This is a genomic window from Microbacterium sp. MM2322 (genome assembly GCF_964186585.1).
In the GTDB taxonomy this organism is placed as follows: Bacteria; Actinomycetota; Actinomycetes; order Actinomycetales; family Microbacteriaceae; genus Microbacterium.
Genome location: NZ_OZ075067.1, coordinates 484,180 through 504,318, shown reverse-complemented (window position 1 = coordinate 504,318; position 20,139 = coordinate 484,180). Strand labels below are relative to the sequence as shown.

At 69.5% G+C, this 20,139-nt stretch carries 20 protein-coding genes; 2 read left to right on the top strand and 18 right to left on the bottom strand.

The window, feature by feature from the left end:
* Positions 1-12: 12 nt before the first annotated feature.
* The 12 genes from kdpB to ABQ271_RS02365 form a co-directional block, all read right to left on the bottom strand.
* Positions 13-2,154: a potassium-transporting ATPase subunit KdpB gene (gene kdpB, locus ABQ271_RS02420; RefSeq protein WP_349309957.1), complete on the bottom strand. Its 2,142-nt coding sequence runs from the start codon at positions 2,152-2,154 to the stop codon at positions 13-15.
* Between the two features lie 2 nt (positions 2,155-2,156).
* Positions 2,157-3,830 (bottom strand): potassium-transporting ATPase subunit KdpA, encoded by a 1,674-nt coding sequence (kdpA, locus tag ABQ271_RS02415; RefSeq protein ID WP_349309956.1) that lies wholly within the window; start codon positions 3,828-3,830, stop codon positions 2,157-2,159.
* Positions 3,830-3,919: a K(+)-transporting ATPase subunit F gene (gene kdpF / locus ABQ271_RS02410; protein ID WP_349309955.1), complete on the bottom strand. Its 90-nt coding sequence runs from the start codon at positions 3,917-3,919 to the stop codon at positions 3,830-3,832. Before kdpF ends, kdpA begins: the two co-directional genes overlap by 1 nt.
* A complete protein-coding gene (locus ABQ271_RS02405) occupies positions 3,916-4,062 on the bottom strand; it encodes a hypothetical protein (protein WP_349309954.1) in 147 nt (48 codons plus the stop codon). The genes kdpF and ABQ271_RS02405 overlap by 4 nt, the downstream gene beginning before the upstream one ends.
* Before the next feature lie 133 nt (positions 4,063-4,195).
* Positions 4,196-4,795: a DUF1349 domain-containing protein gene (locus ABQ271_RS02400; RefSeq protein ID WP_349309953.1), complete on the bottom strand. Its 600-nt coding sequence runs from the start codon at positions 4,793-4,795 to the stop codon at positions 4,196-4,198.
* A 46-nt stretch (positions 4,796-4,841) separates the two neighbouring features.
* Positions 4,842-5,876 carry an acyltransferase family protein gene (locus ABQ271_RS02395; RefSeq protein ID WP_349309952.1) on the bottom strand — a complete coding sequence of 345 codons (1,035 nt, stop codon included), beginning with the start codon at positions 5,874-5,876 and terminating at the stop codon, positions 4,842-4,844.
* Between the two features lie 175 nt (positions 5,877-6,051).
* Positions 6,052-7,029, bottom strand: a complete 978-nt coding sequence (locus ABQ271_RS02390) for a Gfo/Idh/MocA family oxidoreductase (protein ID WP_349309951.1) — start codon at positions 7,027-7,029, stop codon at positions 6,052-6,054.
* A gap of 1 nt (position 7,030) precedes the next feature.
* Complete coding sequence (locus tag ABQ271_RS02385) at positions 7,031-7,417, bottom strand: DUF1304 domain-containing protein (protein ID WP_349309950.1); 387 nt, start codon at positions 7,415-7,417, stop codon at positions 7,031-7,033.
* Between the two features lie 8 nt (positions 7,418-7,425).
* Positions 7,426-8,349, bottom strand: coding sequence for a glycosyl hydrolase family 32 (locus ABQ271_RS02380; RefSeq protein WP_349309949.1), 924 nt, complete (start codon positions 8,347-8,349; stop codon positions 7,426-7,428).
* Between the two features lies 1 nt (position 8,350).
* Complete coding sequence (locus ABQ271_RS02375; RefSeq protein ID WP_036310422.1) at positions 8,351-9,175, bottom strand: carbohydrate ABC transporter permease; 825 nt, start codon at positions 9,173-9,175, stop codon at positions 8,351-8,353.
* Complete coding sequence (locus tag ABQ271_RS02370; RefSeq protein WP_349309948.1) at positions 9,172-10,131, bottom strand: sugar ABC transporter permease; 960 nt, start codon at positions 10,129-10,131, stop codon at positions 9,172-9,174. Before ABQ271_RS02370 ends, ABQ271_RS02375 begins: the two co-directional genes overlap by 4 nt.
* Before the next feature lie 3 nt (positions 10,132-10,134).
* Entirely contained in the window at positions 10,135-11,502 is a 1,368-nt protein-coding gene (locus ABQ271_RS02365) for an extracellular solute-binding protein (RefSeq protein WP_349309947.1), read from the bottom strand.
* Positions 11,503-11,716: 214 nt separating this feature from the next.
* Between ABQ271_RS02365 and ABQ271_RS02360 the strand changes: the two genes are divergently transcribed.
* Both ABQ271_RS02360 and ABQ271_RS02355 read left to right on the top strand, forming a co-directional pair.
* Entirely contained in the window at positions 11,717-12,745 is a 1,029-nt protein-coding gene (locus tag ABQ271_RS02360) for a LacI family DNA-binding transcriptional regulator (protein ID WP_349310929.1), read from the top strand.
* Positions 12,746-12,826: 81 nt separating this feature from the next.
* A complete protein-coding gene (locus ABQ271_RS02355) occupies positions 12,827-13,810 on the top strand; it encodes an alpha/beta hydrolase (RefSeq protein ID WP_349309946.1) in 984 nt (327 codons plus the stop codon).
* Positions 13,811-13,883: 73 nt separating this feature from the next.
* Here the strand turns inward: ABQ271_RS02355 and ABQ271_RS02350 are convergent, their stop codons facing one another.
* The 6 genes from ABQ271_RS02350 to ABQ271_RS02325 all read right to left on the bottom strand — a co-directional run bounded on the left by ABQ271_RS02350 (position 13,884) and on the right by ABQ271_RS02325 (position 20,118).
* Positions 13,884-14,477, bottom strand: coding sequence for a fasciclin domain-containing protein (locus tag ABQ271_RS02350; protein ID WP_349309945.1), 594 nt, complete (start codon positions 14,475-14,477; stop codon positions 13,884-13,886).
* Between the two features lie 125 nt (positions 14,478-14,602).
* Positions 14,603-15,991, bottom strand: coding sequence for an NtaA/DmoA family FMN-dependent monooxygenase (locus ABQ271_RS02345; protein ID WP_349309944.1), 1,389 nt, complete (start codon positions 15,989-15,991; stop codon positions 14,603-14,605).
* A gap of 27 nt (positions 15,992-16,018) precedes the next feature.
* Positions 16,019-17,212 (bottom strand): acyl-CoA dehydrogenase family protein, encoded by a 1,194-nt coding sequence (locus tag ABQ271_RS02340; RefSeq protein WP_349309943.1) that lies wholly within the window; start codon positions 17,210-17,212, stop codon positions 16,019-16,021.
* On the bottom strand, positions 17,209-18,399 hold the full coding sequence (locus ABQ271_RS02335) for a hypothetical protein (protein ID WP_349309942.1): 1,191 nt from the start codon (positions 18,397-18,399) through the stop codon (positions 17,209-17,211). Before ABQ271_RS02335 ends, ABQ271_RS02340 begins: the two co-directional genes overlap by 4 nt.
* Complete coding sequence (locus tag ABQ271_RS02330; RefSeq protein WP_349309941.1) at positions 18,396-19,061, bottom strand: ABC transporter permease subunit; 666 nt, start codon at positions 19,059-19,061, stop codon at positions 18,396-18,398. Before ABQ271_RS02330 ends, ABQ271_RS02335 begins: the two co-directional genes overlap by 4 nt.
* Positions 19,054-20,118, bottom strand: coding sequence for an ATP-binding cassette domain-containing protein (locus ABQ271_RS02325; protein ID WP_349309940.1), 1,065 nt, complete (start codon positions 20,116-20,118; stop codon positions 19,054-19,056). The genes ABQ271_RS02330 and ABQ271_RS02325 overlap by 8 nt, the downstream gene beginning before the upstream one ends.
* Positions 20,119-20,139 lie beyond the last annotated feature (21 nt).

Below are 20,139 nucleotides of genomic sequence, written 5' to 3'. Positions count from 1 at the left end.
ATGTCCTTCGGATCAGAAGCCGGGGAGGAGGCGGACGAGGAGGTCGATCAGCCAGATCCCGATGAAGGGGGCGATCACACCGCCCAGGCCGTAGACGGCGAGGTTCCGGCCGAGGATCGTCGACGCGCCGCCGGGTCGGTAGCTCACGCCGCGGAGGGCGAGCGGGATGAGGAAGACGATGACGAGCGCGTTGAAGACGATCGCCGAGAGGACGGCGGATGCCGGGGAGTGGAGCCCCATGACGTTGAGGGCCCCCAGCTGCGGGAAGACGCCCATGAACATGGCCGGGATGATCGCGAAGTACTTGGCGATGTCGTTCGCGATCGAGAACGTCGTGAGCGCCCCGCGCGTGATGAGCAGCTGCTTTCCGATGCGGACGATGTCGATGAGCTTCGTCGGGTCGGAGTCGAGGTCGACCATGTTGCCGGCCTCCTTCGCGGCCGACGTGCCCGAGTTCATCGCGACGCCGACGTCGGCCTGCGCGAGCGCGGGGGCGTCGTTCGTGCCGTCACCGGTCATCGCGACGAGGTTGCCGCCCTCCTGCTCCTTGCGGATGTAGGCGAGCTTGTCCTCGGGGGTGGCCTCGGCGAGGAAGTCGTCGACACCCGCCTCCTTCGCGATGGCGGCTGCCGTCAGCGGGTTGTCGCCCGTGATCATGACGGTGCGGATACCCATCGACCGGAGCTCCGCGAAGCGCTCGGTCAGGCCGTCCTTGACGACGTCCTTCAGGTGGACGACGCCGAGCACGCGCCCGGTGCCAGCGGCATCCCGCGTCGCCACGACCAGCGGCGTGCCACCGGACTGCGAGATCGCCTCGGTGCGCGACGTGAGGTCGGCGCGGACGTCGGCGGGCAGCTCCATGCCGCCCTGCTCGAGCCAGCCGAGGATCGCGGAGCCGGCGCCCTTGCGGATGGACGAGCCGTCGGGCAGGTCGAGGCCGCTCATGCGGGTCTGAGCCGTGAAGGGGACGATGACGCCCTGCGATTCGCCGGTCACGTCGACGCCGCGCCGGACGGCGAGGTCGACGATCGAGCTGCCCTCCGGCGTCGGGTCGGCAAGGGACGACAGCGCGGCCGCGCGGGTGAGTTCGGCCTGGGCCATGCCCGCGAGCGGGACGAACTCGGCCGCTTGCCGGTTGCCATAGGTGATCGTGCCGGTCTTGTCGAGGAGCAGCGTCGTCACGTCGCCCGCCGCTTCGACGGCGCGACCCGACATCGCGAGGACGTTCCGCTGGACGAGTCGGTCCATGCCGGCGATGCCGATGGCCGAGAGCAGAGCCCCGATCGTCGTCGGGATGAGGCAGACGAGAAGCGCGACCAGCACCGGGATGCTGACGGGTGCTGCCGCGTAGGACGCGACCGGGTTCAGGATCAGCGCGACGACCACGAAGATGATCGACAGGCTCGCGAGCAGGATGTTCAGCGCGATCTCGTTGGGCGTCTTCTGCCGCGCCGCGCCCTCGACGAGCGCGATCATGCGGTCGACGAACGTCTCACCCGGCTTCGAGGTGATGCGGACGACGATGCGGTCCGACAGCACGCGGGTGCCACCGGTGACGGCGCTGCGATCGCCGCCGGATTCGCGGATGACGGGGGCCGACTCGCCCGTGATGGCCGATTCGTCGACCGACGCGATGCCGTTGACCACGTCGCCGTCGCCGGGGATGAGGTCGCCCGCCGCGACGACGACGACATCGCCCAGGGTGAGGTCGGCCGACGAGACGTCGTCGATCGTGACGCGCTGAGCCGCGGCATCCGTCTGCTCGTCGTACCCCGTGACGCGGTGCGCGACGGTGCTCGTGCGGGTCTTCCGGAGCGTCTCGGCCTGCGCCTTGCCGCGGCCTTCGGCGACGGACTCGGCGACGTTCGCGAAGAGGACCGTGAGCCACAGCCACGCCGCGATGATGCCGGTGAACGAGACGGGCACGGGAGTGCCGCCGGAATCGGCCGGTCCGCCCGTGAACGGTTCCAGGACCGCGAGCACGGTCGTGAGGACAGCACCGAGCCACACGATGAACATGACGGGGTTCCGCCACTGCGCCCGCGGGTCGAGCTTGCGGAACGCGCCGGGGAGGGCCGCCGCGATCGCGGCGCCGTCGATGCCTCGACGGGGCGCCGGCGCGGGAGCGGCGACGGTTTCGGTGAGTGTGGACATGGTCAGATCAGTCCTTCTGCCAGGGGGCCCAGCGCGAGTACGGGGAAGTAGGTGAGTGCGGTCACGATGAGGATCACGCCGACGAGGAGCCCGACGAACAGCGGTCGGTGCGTCGGGAGCGTGCCCGCGGTGGCGGGGACCCGGTCCTGCGCGGCGAAGGAACCCGCGAGCGCGAGGACGAGGACGATCGGCACGAACCTGCCGAGCAGCATCGCGACACCGAGCGCCGTGTTCAGCCAGGGCGTGTTCGCGGTGAGACCCGCGAAGGCGGAGCCGTTGTTGTTCGCCGCCGAGGTGAAGGCGTAGAGGACTTCGCTGAAACCGTGGATGCCGGGATTGAAGATCGAGGTGTTCGTGACGTCTTCGCGGACGCCGGGGATCGCGAAGCTGAGCGCCGCACCGCCGAGGACGAGGATCGGGGTCACGAGGATGTAGATGCTCGCGAGTTTGATCTCGCGGGGACCGATCTTCTTCCCCAGGTATTCGGGGGTGCGTCCGACGAGCAGACCCGCGATGAAGACCGCGATGACCGCCATCACGAGCATGCCGTAGAGGCCCGACCCGACACCGCCGGGCGCGAGTTCGCCGAGCATCATGTTGAGCATCGGCATCATCCCGCCGAGGGCGGTGTAGGAGTCGTGCATCGAGTTGACGGCACCGGTGGAGGTGAGCGTGCTCGTCGACCCGAAGATCGTCGAGCCGACGATTCCGAACCGGGCCTCCTTGCCTTCCATCGCCGCTCCGGCGAGTGCGGGAGCGGCACCCCGACCGGCGAGTTCGAACGCCGTCAGCGCGAGCGTCGACCCGAGGTACAGGACGCCCATCGCGCCGAGGATCGCGTAGCCCTGGCGCTTGTCGCCGAGCATCGTGCCGAACGTCCGCGGCAGCGAGAACGGGATGATCAGCATGAGGACGATCTCGAAGAGGCTGGTCCAGCCCGTCGGGTTCTCGAACGGGTGCGCGGAGTTGGCGTTGAAGAAGCCGCCGCCGTTGGTGCCGACGAGCTTGATGGCCTCCTGCGACGCGACGGGTCCGCCGGGGATGCTCTGCGCCGCCCCGGTGACGGTGGTGACGTCGGTGAACCCGGCGACGTTCTGGATGACGCCGCCCGCCAGCAGCACGACCGCGGCGACCACCGACAGGGGCAGCAGCAGGCGGAACGTGCCACGGGTCAGGTCGACCCAGAAGTTGCCGATCACGCCGCTCCGCCGGAACGCGAGGCCCCGGACGAGCGCGACGGCGACGGCGAGACCGACCGCAGCAGAGACGAAGTTCTGGACCGCGAGGGCCGCGAACTGCACCGTGTAGCCGAGGGTCGCCTCGGGCGAATACGACTGCCAGTTCGTGTTCGTGACGAAGGAGACCGCCGTGTTGAAGGCGAGGTGCTCGCTCGGCGCGGGGAGCCCGAGCGACCACGGCAGCCACTGCTGCGTGCGCTGCAAGAGGTAGACGGCGAGGACGCCCACGGCCGAGAACGCGAGGACGCTCCGGGCATAGGCCTGCCAGGTCTGAGCGGATGCCGGGTCGACACCGATCAGCCGGTAGAGGCCGCGTTCAGCCCGGGCATCCTTCGTCGAGGTGTAGACCCAGGCCATGTAGTCGCCGAGCGGCCGATAGGCGACCGCGAGGATGAGCGCGAGCGTCGCGAGGGTGAGGATCGCGGGGAGCCACGCCATCAGAACTTCTCCGGCTTCACGAGAGCGACGAAGAGGTAGACGACCACGGCAGCGGCGAGCACCGCGGCGACGATGTCGAAGACGTTCACAGCCGGTCCACCGCCTTGGCGAACAGGCCGATGATCACGAACAGGGCGAGGACGCCCAGGACGTAGACGATGTCGAGCACGAGTGAGGCTCCGTTTTCGAGGGACGCAGGCCCTGAACGGGCCGGCACGCCGGTGAGGCGCATCCCTGATGGAACACCTCGGAGCGGGCGGCGCCGGGTCTCCTCACGGAATCCATACGGCCGCAGGCGCCGTCCTCACGGGATCCTCACGCGGGCGGTCGCTCCCCCTGTCGGGGCGCTCAGCCTGTCGGGGCGCTCAGTGCAGGTCGGCGTCGGCGTCTCCGCGACGCCACCCCGTGAACGACACCGTGAGCCCCGCGCGGCTCGGCGCGCAGACGAATGGGCCCGCCGCGGCATCCAGGTCGTCGGCGAAGGGGATCACCCGGACGAGGTGCAGGGGCTCCCCCGCCGCGCCCGCCCGGACGGTCAGCGCCGTCCCGTCTCGACTGACGCGCACCGTGATGCGTCGACCCCGCCAGTGCGACACGGGCGCGAGCGACCAGTCCGACATCCCATCGGTGACGACGGCGCCGAGGTTCAGCTCGCCGTCCGCGTACTCGATCCCCGTCTTGACCCAGCGGGTGTCGTCGACGCGGACGAACAGGCCTGCCTGATCGAACTGCGCCTCGAAGGGGATGTCGAAGTCCACCTCCATCGCCGAGCCGTCGGGCAGCGGTGCGACGAGCGCGTGCTCGGTGTCGTGCACGAACCCGTACGAGGTGAGCCGCCAGGCGTCGCTCCCCTCCTCGGCGGTCACGAGCAGCATCCCGTCTCGCTCCTCGACGGCGTGCGGCGGAGTGGTCCACGTGCCTTCGGACCAGTCGACGGATGCGGTGGCTCGAACGGGTTCGCTCATGCCGCCAGGCTATCGGCGCGGCTCAGCCGAACGGATGCCGACCCGATCACCGCGTCCGAGCCAGCCCCTGCCGGGGCGTCAACGCCCGGACGAGCCATGCCGGTCGGGCGTAGACGCCCGGGATCCGGCGTGTGACCCGGTGCACGGCGAGGCAGCCGGCGATGGTCACCGCCGTCATCGCGGGGGCGAGGAGGTCCGTCAACGCGCCCGCTCCGTCGGCGAAGGCGAGGTTGACGACGGCGTACACGACGAGCAGGACGTACCAGTGCAGCAGATAGATCGGCAGCGTGTTCCTGCCCAGCACGGACATCCACGAGAGGATGCGGATCCCCGATATCGCCCGCGCGGCGAGGCACCCGGCCGCCACGGCCAACACTCCCAGAGCGAGCCTGACCCCCACGACGTCGAGCAGAGCGAACTTCGCCACGACCGCGGCGCCCGCGCCGAACGCGACGACGGCGACCGCCGCCCACCAGATGCTCACGGATGCGATCGTCGGCCGCAGCCAGGTCGATGTCTGCACGGCGAGCAGGAAGAAGACGAGGCTGTAGAGGGTCTTGTCGACCTCCAAGGATCCCGTGGTGAGCAGACCCGCCCCGAACACCACGCTCACCGCCGCCGCGATGCCGAGCGCGAGCGCCGCCGGGATGCGGACGGCGAACCACGCGAGGACGAAATGGACGATCAGCGCCCAGATGAACCAGGTCGCCGGCGTCGGAAGGACGGGGATCAGAAGCAGCGAGAACGCCACCGGCTTGTCCGTGGCGCCCGTCAGCGGCAGGACCAGCACGGCGATGACCGCGACGATCGACCAGAGGATGTAGATCCAGGCGAGGTGCGAGATTCGCGTGCGCAGCAGCGCGGCGAGGGGCTGACGGAGGGCTCTGCCGGCGAACAGGCCGGCAGTGAAGAAGAAGAGCGGCAGCCGGAACGTGTCGAGCAGTCCGACGAACTGACCCCAATGACCGGAGACGCCGTTGCCCGCGTGGTTGAAGACGGTGTGCAGGAACACGACCATGATGATCGCGATCGCCTTCGCCGCATCCACCCAGTCGACCCGACCGACAGGCGTGCCGGGCACGCCGACGGAGCGTGATCCGTCCCCCGAAAATCCCCATGTCGTGCGCATTGCTCGGCTCCCCAGCCCGGTCCGCCGATCCCATTCGGCTGTGACGACTGGCGTAAGCGTACCGATGACGGCGCCCGCGCGCTCGTCCGATCCGGGGAGCGCGCGGGCCCGGGGGCTCAGCGGCGGGTCAGCCGAGGTGGATACCGGCCGACGCGAGCGCGCGCACCGCGGTCGCGAGCACGGCGGCGCTGTGATCGAGGCGACGGTCGCGCTCCGCAAGGTTTCGTTCGTCGATCATCCCGACGAACGCGCGGAACTCCGCCGTCATCCGATGCGGGTCGTGGTCGAGAGCGACGCGCTCGTGGGTCCCGTCGCGCAGCTGCAGCTCGACGGCGGAGATCTCGTTCGGCGGGCCGTCGAGCACCATGACTCCCGCCGTGCCCTGGAGCTTCGTCCGGGACGGGCCGGGCGAGTCCTTCGCGCACACGCAGACCGCGGTCGTGGCGCCGTAGCCGAGGACGGCGACACCCGACGTGTCGACGCCGCGCTCCATCCGAGGTGTGTAGGAAACCGTCTCGGGCGTCCCGAGGAGGCCGACCACCAGGTGCAGAGCGTAGATGCCGAGGTCCATCAGGGCGCCGCCGCCCGCGGCAGGGTCGAACGCGGGCAGGACCGTTCCCGCGCGGAAGGCGTCGTAGCGCGAGGAATACTGCGAGTACTCGCACTGCACGAGCCGGAGCTCGCCCAGGCGATCGAGGTTCCGCCGCATCCACTCGACGTTCGCGAGGTACTGGTTGCTGATCGCCTCGACGAGGATCAGGTCGCGTTCTTCGGCGAGCGCGCGCAGCTCGGCGAGCTCCTCCGTCCGCAGGACGAACGGCTTCTCGCAGATGACGTGCTTGCCGGCCAGGAGCGAGCGCCGGGCCACATCGGCGTGCAGGACGTTGGGCACGGCGACCCAGACCGTGTCGATGTCGCCGTCGGCGAGGCAGTCGTCGAGATCGGTGAAGACCAGCGGGATGCCGTGGCTCGCCGCGAGAGCGTCGACCTTGTCTCTGCTGCTCGCCCGACCGACGATCGCGGCGACGGTGAGCCCGGGGATCTGCTCAGCGTGCGGGAGGAACTCGGCGACGATCTTGCCCGCGCCGACGACCGCGAGTCTCACGTCAGAGCGCCAGGCCGATCGCGAGCAGCACCACTCCCAGGAGCGGCGCGGTGAGCTGGATCATGGCGGCGCGTGCCTTCGAGCGGTCGGAGAGGAGGAGCACCAGCCCCGCAGCGACCATCGACCCCGCGCCGACGAACACGAGCGTCGCACCGATCGCGGTCGACCCGGTGGCGACGAAGACGATGCCGAGGAAGACCGAGATGGCGAGGAAGAGGTTGTAGAAGCCCTGGTTGTAGGCGAACGGCTTCGTGATCTCGACGGTCGCGTCGGTCGTCCCGAATGTGCGTCGCGCTGCGGCCCCCGTCCACGCTATGGACTCGAGGAAGAAGATGTAGACGTGGATGAGGGCGCCGAGCGCCGCGAACACCAAACCGGCGATGATCATGAGGCTCATCATCCCAGACCGCGGGCGTCGCGCCAGAGCGGACCCGCGTGGATCGGATCGGTGATGCCCGCAGGCGCCCCGTGATCGTCGCGCGTGAAGGCCAGGACGACCGCCGCCCCCGCCCGGTCGGTCACCACGCGGGCCGCGTAGGCGGGAACGGGAAGCAAGAGCCGCGCGTCGTCGACCGGCACGTCGCGGACGAGCGCGTCGGCCGGTGCCGCCCACACGCCCTCCACTCCGTCGGCCCGCACGGCGGAGAACAGGACGACGGCGGTGCCGTCGATGTCGGCGACCTGCAGCACCTCGAGATGGGCGAATGCCTGCGACGGCTCGGTGAGCGGCGGCTGTACCGTCCAGGTGTCGAGGTCGGGCGACCACGCGTGTCCGACGACGCCGCCGGTCGCGGTGTCGGCATCCTTCCCCCGTGCGGTGATCAGCATGTGCCAGCCGTCGCCGGCGGGATCGCGGAAGACCCACGGATCCCGCCAGGCTTCCTCGGGCCAGGCGGTATCGCCGAGCTTCTCGTAGTACTCCCCCGCTGCGCGGACGACGAACCCGTCGCGTTTGTCCCACCTGTGGAGGTCGGCGGAGGTCGCCATGCCGATCGACTCGATGTTCCGCGCCGAGGACGCCTCGAGGAACGCCGCACCCGTGTAGAACATGCGCCACAGGCCGTCGTCACCGCGGACGACGGATCCCGTCCAGGTGGCCGTCTCGTCGAACGCCCCCGCCGCGCCGGGCCCGAGGACCTCGCCGTGATCGGTCCAGTCGGTCAGATCCGCCGAGGTCGCGTGCCCGATGCGCGCGTTGCGGTGCCGCAGCTCCGGGTCGCCGAGAGCGGTGGGCGCGCGCAGGTAATACAGGTGGAACGTCTCGCCGTCGTCAGCGACCCAGAAGTCCCACACCCAGTGCCCGTCGGGAGCGAACGCCACGTCAGCCCTTCAGCGACCCCTGCATCAGGGCGGAGACGAAGTGGCGCTGGAAGATCAGGAAGATGATCAGCGTCGGGGTGAGGATGAGGAGCGACCCGGCGCACAGCAGCGGGATGTCGGTGCCGTACTGTCCCTGGAATGCTCCCAGCGCACCGGCCATCGTGCGCTTCTCGGGATCGTTGACGAGGACGATCGCGAGCAGGAACTGGTTCCAGGTCCACAGGAACAGCAGGATCGCCAGCGACGACAGCGCCGGGACCGACAGCGGGATGTGGATGCGCCAGAAGAGCTGCCACGTCGTCGCACCGTCCATGCGGGCGGCCTCGGAGAGGTCGGCCGGCATCGTGATGAAGTGCGCCCGCATCCACATGACGGCGAACGGCATGAACAGCCCGATGAGCGGCAGGATGATCGCCCACCGGGTGTTCAGCAGGCCCATCTCGCGGATCTGGAAGTACAGCGGCGTGATGATGCCCTCGAACGGGAGCGTCAGGCCGAGGATGAACGCGACGAACACGATGCGCCCACCGGCGGGGCGGAGGTGGCCGAGCGCGAACCCGGCGAGGGTCGCGAACAGCACGGCCGCCGGGACCACGGCGATCTCGATGAGGAAGCTCGATCCGAGCAACGCCGCCATGTTCGCGGACTGGAACGCCGTGACGAAGTTGTCCCACCGGGGTTCGGCCGGCCATTCGAGGCCACTGGGGTAGGTGCCCGGCGCATGAAGCGCGGTCACGAAGAGGCTGATGAACGGCATGATCGTGACGAGCATCAGGATGATCAGCAAGACGCGGCCGAGCCACTTCTCGCGTGCGCGGACGATCACGATTCTTTCCCTCGGAGGATGCGCTGCAGCGGCAGGACGATGAGAAGGACGAGGGCCATGAGGACGATGGCGAACGCCGACGCCGTTCCGACCTCACGCTGGTAGAACGCGAGATAGAAGATCTGGAGGCCCGGGACGAGAGTGCTGTCGCCGGGGCCGCCCTGCGTGGCGATGTAGATGATGTCGAAGCTCGCGAGCGCGGCGATCACGGTGACCGTGACGCACACCGCGACCTCCTGGCGGACGCCCGGGAGCGTGATGCTGAAGAACTCGCGGATGGGGCCGGCGCCGTCGATGCGCGCGGCTTCGTAGAGCGCGGGATCGATCTTCGTCATGCCCGCCAGGATGAGGACGAGGCAGAGCCCGACCTGCACCCACGCGCCGATCACGCCGACGGCGGGAAGAGCGGTCGAGAAGTCGCCGAGCCACGCACGGGTCACCCCGCCGAGGCCGAACAGACCGAGCAGCTGGTTGACCAGGCCGTTGGTTGACAGCTGCCAACTCCACATGATGCCGGCGGCGACGAGCGGGATGACCTGCGGCAGGAAGAGGACGGTCCGCGAGATGGCGGCCAGACGGCTCGCGGCGATCGCGCGGATCATGTTGGCGGCCACGAGGGCGATGCCGACGGGGATGATGCTGAAGTAGATGATCAGCTCGAACGCGTTACCGATCGCACCCGTCAGCTTCGGGTTGCTGAAGACCTCGACGTAGTTGGCGAAGCCGACCCACGTCGCCGGGCCGATGCCGTTCCATTCGTAGAACGAGTACTGCGCCGACAGGGCGATCGGCCGCAGCACGAAGAAGATGTAGAAGCCCGCGGCGGGCAGCACCAGCAGGTACGCCGCGAGGCTCGCGCGGAACTTACGCCGGCGGCGGCGCTGAGCCGCCCCCGAGTCGAGCGCTGCTGCGCCGGTGGAGACCACCGGCGCAGCAGCAGGAGGAGCAGAGACCATCACTCAGTTCCCGATTTGGCTTTCGTAGTCGGCCTGCACCGAGGACAGCAGGCCCTCGGGGGTCTGCTCGCCGGCGACGAGCTTCTGCAGGTTGGGCGTCCAGCTCTGGGCGTAGATCGCGCCCGTCGCGTTGGCGATGAAGTCCATCGCGCCGTTCGCCTCGGAGAGCTGAGCGCCGGCGGCGAGCGTCGCCGCCGTGGTCGAGCCTTCCTTGACGGGAGGCATGAACGCGTCGGCCGGGCCCATCGGGTGCGAGCCGCCGACCTCGACGCCGATGGTGCGCGCCTTCTCGTTGGTCGCCGTCCAGTTCAGGAAGAACGCGGCGCAGTCAGGGTGCTTGGCCGTGGCCGCGACCCCATAGGTCAGCGGAGCGGACATCGCACCGATCTGACCACCCTCTTCACGCGGGGGCATGAGGAAGAAGCCGGCCTCGCCGGGCATCTGGGTGTCGAGGTTTCCCGACTCCCAGTCGCCGTCGAACATGAACAGCGAGTCGCCGCCGATGAAGCGGCTCATCATCTGCGCGTAGTCGAGCGAGTTGATGTCGTCGGCGAAGAAGCCCTCGTCGATCCACTTCTTGAGGTGCTGTGCCGCCTCGAGGTTCTCCGGGGTGTCGATCGTGGCGCCGGGCTGCTGGAAGATCCAGTCGTTGATCTTGGCCGGGTCGGCGTACGACGCCATGAGCGCCTGCAGCGGGAAGGCGAGACCGCCGGTCGCGCCGCCGTTGAACTGCGTGATCGGCGTGATCCCGGCATCCTTCGCAGCCTTCAGCGCGGCGTCGAACTCGTCGAGGGTCTTCGGGGCCTCGGTCATGCCGATCTTCTCGGCCAGGCTCTTGTTGTAGAAGACGCCGGTCATCGAGTAGTTGAGGCCGAGCGCGTAGAGCGGGCCGCTGCCGCGACGACCGTTCTCGTCGACCCGCAGCTGCTGGAGCTGCGATTCGGGCCACTTGGTCCATCCGAAGGCCTCGGCGTACGGGTCGAGGTCGAGGAGCAGACCGTCGGTGGCCAGCTCGGACATCTGCGGCAGGCGCATGAGGTCCGGCGGCGAGTCCTGCAGCACGCGCGGCGCGTTCTGCGTGATGACGGCGAACTGGTCCTCGCGGATGTCGAAGGTCACGTTCGGGTACTGCTTCGTGAACTCGTCGGTGAGGTCCTTCGGCAGCGGGAAGCCGGTCTCGAAGTAGCCGCTGAGGACGACGTCCTCGTCGCCGCAGGTGGGACCCTCGGCGCCGAAGTCGGAGGTGGAGGATCCCTGCGGTGCAGGGCTTGTTCCACCGGGAGGGGCGCAGGCGGTCACGCCCACGGCGAGCGAGGTCAGAACCCCGGCGAGAATCAGCGGACGGAGGGGGTGCTGTGTGAATCGAGACATCACTGTCTCCTTTCGGAAAACCACGGTGTTCGGGAGGGAGGCCCAGACGAGCCTCGGTGCTAAATCGCGTTAGCAAGGTCATGATGCGCCATCGGGCGGCGCTCTGTCAATGGTTCCGAGGCGTGTCGCGCACGCATTTCAGCGAGCGCCGTGCCCGAGCTGTCGACCCCGTTAGGATCGCCGGAGACAGGAGGCCGCCGTGACGGGGAATCGGGTGACGCTCGCCGATGTCGCGCGCGCCTCGGGAATGTCGCGGACGACGGCGTCGCTCGTGCTGTCGGGCCGGGGCGACGAGATGCGCATCGCCGAAGCCTCCCAGGAACGCGTGCGACTCGTCGCCGCCGAACTCGGGTATCGCCCCAACATGATCTCGGCCGGCCTTCGGAGCGGGACGAGTCGGACGCTCGGGTTCATCTCCGATTCCGTCGCCACCTCGCAGCTCGCCGGCGACATGATCAAAGGCGCGCTCGAAGGCGCCCGACGTCACGGCCACATGCTCTTCATCGGCGAGTACGAGGGCGACGAGTCCGAGCGCGAGCGCCTCATCGACGCGATGCTCGACCGCCAGGTCGACGGCGTCATCATGGCGTCGATGTTCACGCGCGAGCGGCCGGTTCCGGCCGCACTCGTCCATCGGAACGTGGTGCTCCTCAACACGCTGCCCGAGGGGCCGGCGAAGAACGCGCACGCGATCCTGCCGGACGAATTGGATGCCGGGCGTCGCGCGGCCCGGCTTCTCCTCGATCGCGGGCACCGCGACATCCACCTCATCGGGGCGGGTCCCTCGCTCACCGAGGTTCCCCGCGGCACGGTCGCCGGGCGGGAACGATTGACCGGGATCCTGGACGAGCTCGCCGACGCCGGGGTCTCCCCCGCATCCGGCCGGATGCTGAGCATCTGGCTCCCCACGGACGGGTGGAAAGCGACCGCGGACCTCATCGCCTCGGGAGTCCGCTCGGGGGCGATCATCGCGTTCAACGACCGCATCGCCTTCGGTGCGTACCAGGCGATCTCCGAAGCCGGGCTGACCGTGCCCGACGACTTCTCGATCGTCTCGTTCGACGACCACCAGCTCGCAAGCTGGGTTCACCCGGGCCTCACGACCTTCGCGATCCCCCACTTCGAGTTGGGGCTGCGCGCCGTCGAGATGCTGCTGACCTCGTCGCCCGACGCCCCGGCATCCGTCGAACGGATCACGATGCCGCTCCGCAGCCGCGGCTCGGTGCGCACCCTCGAGGCGTGAGCGGGATCTGGTTCGCGGCATCCGCTACTCTCTGAGCTAACGCGATTTAGCACGCGCTTTTTGGCGCGTGGAGAGGACAGCATGGAGCAACGGAGCCCCATCGAGAGCGACACCCGGCACCCCCATCCCCCGTTCGATCCCGACGTCCGGCGAGCGCTCGCGGAGCGCGACGACGTCGTGACCGGGCTCGCGGCGAGCGACATCCCGGCCCTCCGCGCCGGCGCCGTCGCGCCCTCCCGCGAGGCATACACGCTCGGCGGGAAGTTCGACGACCGCGAGGTCGGCACCGTGTCGGCGGACGGCACCCGCGTGCGTCTCGTGGTGCTCACCCCGCACGGAGTCTCGGGCCCGCACCCCGTGCTGTTCCACGTGCACGGCGGCGGCATGGTCGTCGGGAGCGCCTACGACGTGCTGCCCGAGCTGGGGGGGCTGGCGCTCGATCTCGGGTGCGCGATCGTCTCGGTGGACTACCGACTCGCCCCTGAGCAGCCCTACCCCGCCCCGCTCGACGACGTGTATGCCGGGTGGGAGTGGATCGTTCGCGAGGGTGCCGCCTTCGGCCTCGACCCCGCACGCGTCATCGTCCACGGCGTGAGCGCCGGCGGGGGGTTGGCCGCCGGCGCCGTGCTGCGCGCGCGGGACGAGGACGGACCCGCGGCGATCGGCCAGATGCTGGTCTACCCCATGCTCGATCACCGCAACGACTCGGCATCCGCTCGGCAGATGGAGGGCGTCGGCGCCTGGGACCGCCGAGCGAACGCGACGGGCTGGGCGGCGTACCTCGGAGCGCTCGACCGAGCCACCGTGCCGCCCTATGCGTCTCCTGCTCTCGCGGACGATCTGAGCGGCCTGCCGGCGACCTTTCTCGAGGTGGGGTCGGCCGAGACGTTCCGCGATGAGGACGTCGACTACGCCCGGCGCATCTGGGCCGCCGGCGGCGAGGCGGAGCTTCACGTCTGGCCGGGCGGAGCACACGCGTTCGACGCGCTGGTTCCCGACGCGCCGCTGTCGCGCGACGCCCGCGAGGCCCGAGTCCGCTGGCTGCGCCGACTGCTCGCGCCCTGAGCCGGGGCATCCCGAACGGCCGAACGGCCCGTCACCGGTGAATCCCCACCGGTGACGGGCCGTTCGAGGACGATCAGGAGCCCGGGACGAGCACCCGGTCGATCGTGTGGATGACGCCGTTCGACGCGGGGATGTTGATGGCGCGCAGGACGAGCTTCGGGTTCTTCAGCTCCGGCGTCTCGTCGCGAAGGGTGAGGCCGCGCGGCTCGATGGTGCCACCGTTGGCCATGGTGATCTCGTGGGAGAAGAGCACCTTGAGCGGCGACAGCTTCTTGCCCGCGACCACGTGGTATAGCAGGATGTCGCTGATCTGGTCGGCCGTGAACGTCGAGGTGATGGCCGTGAGCGCTGCCGCCTCGGAGACCGGCGCCGTGCCGGTCAGATCGGTCACCAGGCGTTCGAAGGCGCGATCGTTGGGCGCGAAGACAGTGAACGTCGACTTCGGGTCGTCCAGCGTCTTGTCGAGGCCGGTTGCCACGAGGGCCTGAACGAGGATGTCGTAGTCCGACCCGTTCTTGTCCGGAGTACCGCCGCCAGACGCGGCGACGGCGACATCGACGATCGAGCCAGCCGGCTTCGTCGCCTGGTGGGCTGAAGCCGGGGAGGCTGTCAGCGCGAGTGCACCCGCGACCACGGTGGCGAGGGCGATTCCGAGCTTCTTGTTCATCACGTTGCTCCTTCGATGAGAAGAGTGGCGTCCGGCGGATGTCGGGCGCTACAGGTTCATTCCGGCCGAGACGGCTCGGTGGATGCACCCGCTGACGAAGTTTCCGCTGTGGGTCCCGTCCCCGCTCAGCCGAACAGCGGTGCGACCGGCACGTCCAAGTTCGCGCCGCCGCGGTACCGGGCGGCGATGTGGTTCTCGGGCAGCCGCGGTCCGCGTTCGAAGAGGCGCTCGCGCAGCGTGGGACCGCCGTCGAGGAGGCGTCCGCGCCTGCGGAGCTCGGGAACGACGAGCTCCGCGAAGTCGCGGGCGGTGTCGAAGGAGTGGTACTGCCGCAGGTTGATGCCGTCGATGCCGTCCTCGTCGAGCCACCGTTCGATCTCGTCGGCGACGACGGCGGGGGTGCCTGCGACGAAGAACCTGCCCTCGCGTCCGGTCGCGACGCTGGCGAGCAGGTCGCCGATCGTCGAGTCCGGGGCCGCGAACGGCACCGCGTCGTCCGAGACTCCGGCCTGGGCGAGCGCGTCGCGGACGAGAGTCTCGCGCGGGAAGGCGGTCGGGTCGAACGGGAATCCGGCGTGGGCGAGGATGCCGTCGACGCTCGTGTTCTCGCGGTAGGTGCGCCACTTGTCGGCGGCTTCCTCCTCGGTGCGGCCGACGACGACGCCGGCCTGAACGATGAACCGCAGGTCCTCACGCCCGCGGCCGTGCCGCTCGGCCGCCTCACGCATCTGCGCGACGTTGCGGATGAAGTCGGCCGTCGAGCGCCCGCCCGTGAAGACGAGTTCCGCATGACGCCCGGCGAACTCGATCCCCGCGGGCGATCCGGTCGCCTGGTACAGCACGGGCGTCCGCTGCGGCGAGGGCTCGCTCAGGTGGGGGCCGGCGACCCGGAAGTTCTCGCCGACATGGTCGATGTAGCGGACCTTCGAGGGGTCGGTGTAGGTCTTGGTCGCGGCATCCGCGATGACCGCGCCGTCGTCCCACGACCCCTCCCAGAGTTTGTAGACGACGTCGAGGAACTCGTCGGCGATCGCGTATCGGCGTTCCTTCGGGATTTCGTCCGCGAGGCCGAAGTTCCGCGCGGCGTTGGGCAGGTACGACGTCACGATGTTCCATCCGACCCGTCCGCGCGTCAGGTGGTCGAGGGTCGACATCCGACGGGCGAACGCGAACGGAGGCTCGTAGCTCGTCGAGAAGGTGACGCCGAAGCCCAGCCGCTCAGTCACCGCCGCCATCGCGGGGATGACGAGGAGCGGGTCATTCGAGGGGATCTGCAGCCCCTCGCGGATCGCCGTCTCTGGCCCGCCTCGGAACACGTCGTACGCCCCGACGACGTCGGCCAGGAACACCCCGTCGAACCCGCCGTTCTCGAGGATCTGCGCAAGCTCGATCCAGTAGGAGATGTCGTTGACGCGGTGCCGGTTGTTGCCCGGCAGCGACCACAACCCATGGGTGATGTGGCTGACCGTGTTCATCTCGAACAGATTCAGGATGAGCTTCTTGCGCTCGACCATGCCGTGCCTTTCTGGGGGGGTATTGGTTCACGCCTCGCCGGTGCTCCACCAGCCGGGGACCGGGGTGTCGTTGAGCAGCAGGTCGCCGATCGCCCGCGCCTTGAAGGCGACGGGGTTGTGGGATGCCAGGGTTCGGGCATTGCGCCAGTGTCGATCCAGTGCGAGCCCGGTGTCGACGGCACTGGCACCGCCCACCTCGAACAGGAGCGTCGCCGCCTCCAACACCGAGGGCAGCACGACGAGCTGAGCCCGGGCTGTCGCCGCTTCGATCGGGGCGATGATCTCGCGCAGGTCGTCGCCCCCGACTCCGGCGAGCTGCGCCGCGACCGAGTCGTCGAGACCGGCCGCTGCCGCCGTCAGGGCGGAGTCCGCCGCGAAGGACAGCCCCGAGAGTCGCCCGATCGTCTCCTGCACGAGCGGATCCTCCCGAGCCGTCGCCGCCGAGGCGTGACTGTAGGTGCGGGTCCGCTTCTGCACGAACGCGACCGCGTCGTCGACGATCGCGCGTCCGATCCCGGCGACCGCGGCGAGGAGGACGAGCTGCACGAACGCGCCACCGTGCGAGGGCCCGCCGACGACGCGGCGGGACACGGCATCCTCGTCGACGCGGACGGAGCGGAAGACCGTCGTCCCGCTGCCGGTGAGGCGTTGACCGAACCCGCTCCAGTCGTCGACGAGGTCGACACCGGATGCCGCGGTGGGGACGAGCGCCGCCACGAGAGCACCGTCCTCGTCCTGCGCGGCGACCGAGACCAGATCGGCGAAGAGGGTGCCGGTGCTGTAGAACTTCGTGCCGTCGAGGCGGAGCCCGTCGGTCGACGAGGTGATCGTCGTCGACAGCGAACCCACTTTCGCGCTCGAACGCTCGTGCGTCGCGTTGCCGACGATCGCGCCACCGGCGATCAGCTCGAGCCTGCGGGTCCGTTCTGGGGAGGGCGCGGCGAGGACCGTGCGGTCGACGAAGGAGAAGTGGGAGCGGAGCAGCTGGGCGAGGTTCGGATCGCGGCGGCCGAGCTCGGCGAGCAGGGCGAACAATACCGAAGGCGGCTCGCCGCCGCCCCCGAACTCCTCCGGCACCGTCACCCGCGTGAAGCCGGCGTCGCGGAGCGCGGCGACCTCCGCGTGCGGCAGCCGGCGGTCGAGCTCTCGGGCGACCGCATCCCGCCCCACCTCGTCGAACACGGCGGCGAAGCGAGCCACGGCATCCGTCACCCGGGTCATGCCTGCCCGACTCTGGCGTATCGGGGTGTGAGGGTCTCCTCCGCAGCCGGCGCCGACCACTCCGGCAGTGTGCCCGTGAGCGCGAACTGGCCGAGTGCTCGCGTCCGCTGGATCACGGGGTTGTGCGAGGCGATCGTGCGGACGTTCCGCCAGTGCCGGTCGAGCGCGAGGCCCTTGCCGACGGCGGAGGCGCCGCCGACCTCGAAGAGCCGCGTCGTCGCGTCGAGGACGAGGCGCGGAACGAGCTCCTGCAACCGGAAAACCTCGAACTGGATCTCACGGAACTCCTCCGCACTCGCGCCGTGATCGGATGCCGCGCCCAGGTCGGCCGCGACCGACAGCACGAGCCGGCGGGTCGTTGCCGCCGCGATACTGAGCTCGCCGACGACCAACTGAACGAGGGGGTCCTCGCGCGGCAGCGTCTCGCCCGCGAAGCCGAACGTCCGGCGGCGAGGCGTGACGAAGGCGATCGTGTCGTCGAGCGCGCGCTGCGCGATGCCCGCGATCACCGCGATCAGGGCGAGCTGCAGCACCGAACCGAGATGGGCTCCGCGGGCCGCGGCATCCTGAGTCGACGAGGGAAGGATGCCGTCGGGCTCCACGGGCGCGCGGTCGAACACGGTCGTGCCGCTGCCGGTGAGGAGCTGACCGAAGCCGTCCCAGTCGTCGGTCGAGCGGACCCCGGCGTGGTGGGCCGAGACGGTGACGCTCACGCGCTCGTCGCCGTCGAGGGCGGCGAGGTGGATCCAGTCCGCGTAGATGCTGCCCGTCGTGTAGTACTTCGTCCCCGACAGCAGCGGGCGACCGCTGGTCCGGTCGATGCGGGTCTCGAGGTGCGCGGTCGCGTGACGCTCGGACTGCGCGTTGCCGACGAAGTCGCCGGCGAGGATCCGCTCGAACCAGGGGCGCGCGGCATCCGCCGATTGCAGCCGGAGAGACTCCACGAACGCGAGGTGACCTCGCCAGACGTGACCGAGGCTGGCATCCGCAGCAGAGAGACGGATGAGGCGGGCGAACTGCTCCTCGAGCGTGACCGGCGACCCGCCGAACTCCGCCGGCACTCGCCAGGTGCCGAAGCCGATCGCGCGGAGCTCGGCGAGCTCGCCCGTAAGCAACCGCCGCTCCCGCTCGCGCTCCGGCGCCTCGGGACCGACGCGCGTCACGAACTCGTCGAATGCGGAGGTCACCGGTGCATCACCTTCCGCGCCACGGCGTTGCCGAGGAACTGGGCGAGCTGCACGAGAACGATGAGGGCGAGGACGACGATGCCGACTGAGATCCAGTCGAACCGCTGATAGCCGTAGTTCATCGCGAGCGACCCGAGCCCGCCGCCGCCGAGGACTCCCGCGACCGCGGTCGCGTCGACGAGCGCGACCAGGATGTAGGTCAGTCCCAGGGTGAGCGGGCCGAGGGCCTCGGGCACGACGATCGTGAACAGCACCCGCGCGGGACTCGCGCCCATGGCCGCGCCCGCCTCGATCGAGCCGGGGTTCACCGCGACGAGGTTGGATTCCGAGACACGGGCGATGGCGACGCACGCGACGATGATGAGCGGGATCGTCTGCGGCAGGGGGCCGAGACCCGTGCCGAAGAGGTACCTCGTGAGCGGGATGAGGGCGATCGCCACGATCAGGAACGGGATCGGGCGGACCACGTTGATGATGAGGTTCAGCACCGAGAAGACCGCTCGGTTCTGGAGGAGGTTGCCGGGGCGGCTCGCGTAGAGCAACAGCCCGAGCAGCACACCGATGACGGCGGCGCCCGCGAAGGCGACGACCACCATGAGTCCGGTCTCGCCGACCGCGATCCAGAAGCGGGGGAAGAACGCATTCGGGTCGAAGTCACGCATGGACGACCTCCTTCTCGCTCGTCCGGGCGTCCGTGGCCGGCAGCTCCGAGACCGTTGTCGTCTCGCGGAGACCCGCGATGGCGGCATCCACTGCCGCATCCGTTCCGAGGAGCTCCACCGTCAGACTGCCGAACAGTCGGCCCTGCAGTTCGTCGACGCCGCCGAAGACGACGTTGACGTCGACGTCGTGCTCGCGGGCGACCTGCGAGAGGAACGGGTGGTTGGTGTCGCGGTCCTCGACGTGCAGTTGGACGAGGCGGCCGCGATGGACGGCGCGGATCTTCGCGAGCGCCTCCGCGGACGGGATGTGGTGCAGCACCGACGACACGAATCGTCGGGTGGTGGGATGCTGCGGCGAGGAGAAGACGTCGTAGATGCTCCCCTGTTCGACGACCTCACCGTTCTCCATCACGGCGACTTTGTCGGCGAGCTCGCGAACCACATCGATCTCGTGGGTCACGAGCAGGATGGTGACGCCGTACTCCTGGTTCACCCGTCGGAGGAGGGCCAGGACCTCGCCGGTCGTCTGCGGATCGAGTGCGCTCGTCGCCTCGTCCGAGATGAGGACGTCGGGCCGGGTGGCCAGCGCACGGGCGATGCCGACGCGTTGCTTCTGTCCACCCGAGAGCTGCGACGGATACGCGAGGGCCTTGTCGGTGAGACCGACGAACCGCAGCAGCTCCTCGACGCGATCGAGGGTCTCCGCCTCGGACAGGCCCGCAAGCCGCAGGGGGTAGGCGATGTTCTTGTAGACGTTCCGCGACTCGAGCAGGTTGAACTGCTGGAACACCATGCCGATGCGCTGCCGCGCAGCGTACAGCGCGCGTCCCTGCAGGGCCGAGATCTCGCGACCGTCGACGACGACCCGGCCGCTGGTCGGCCGCTCGAGCGCGTTGACCGTGCGCAGCAGGGTCGACTTGCCGGCGCCCGAGAAGCCGACGATCCCGAAGATCTCCCCCTTCTCGACGGTCAGGCTGACATCGCGGAGGGCGTTGACCCTGCGTCCCTTCGACGTGAAGGACTTGGAGACGTTCTCGAAGGCGATGGCGGTGCTCATGGGTTCCTCATCTCAGCCGGG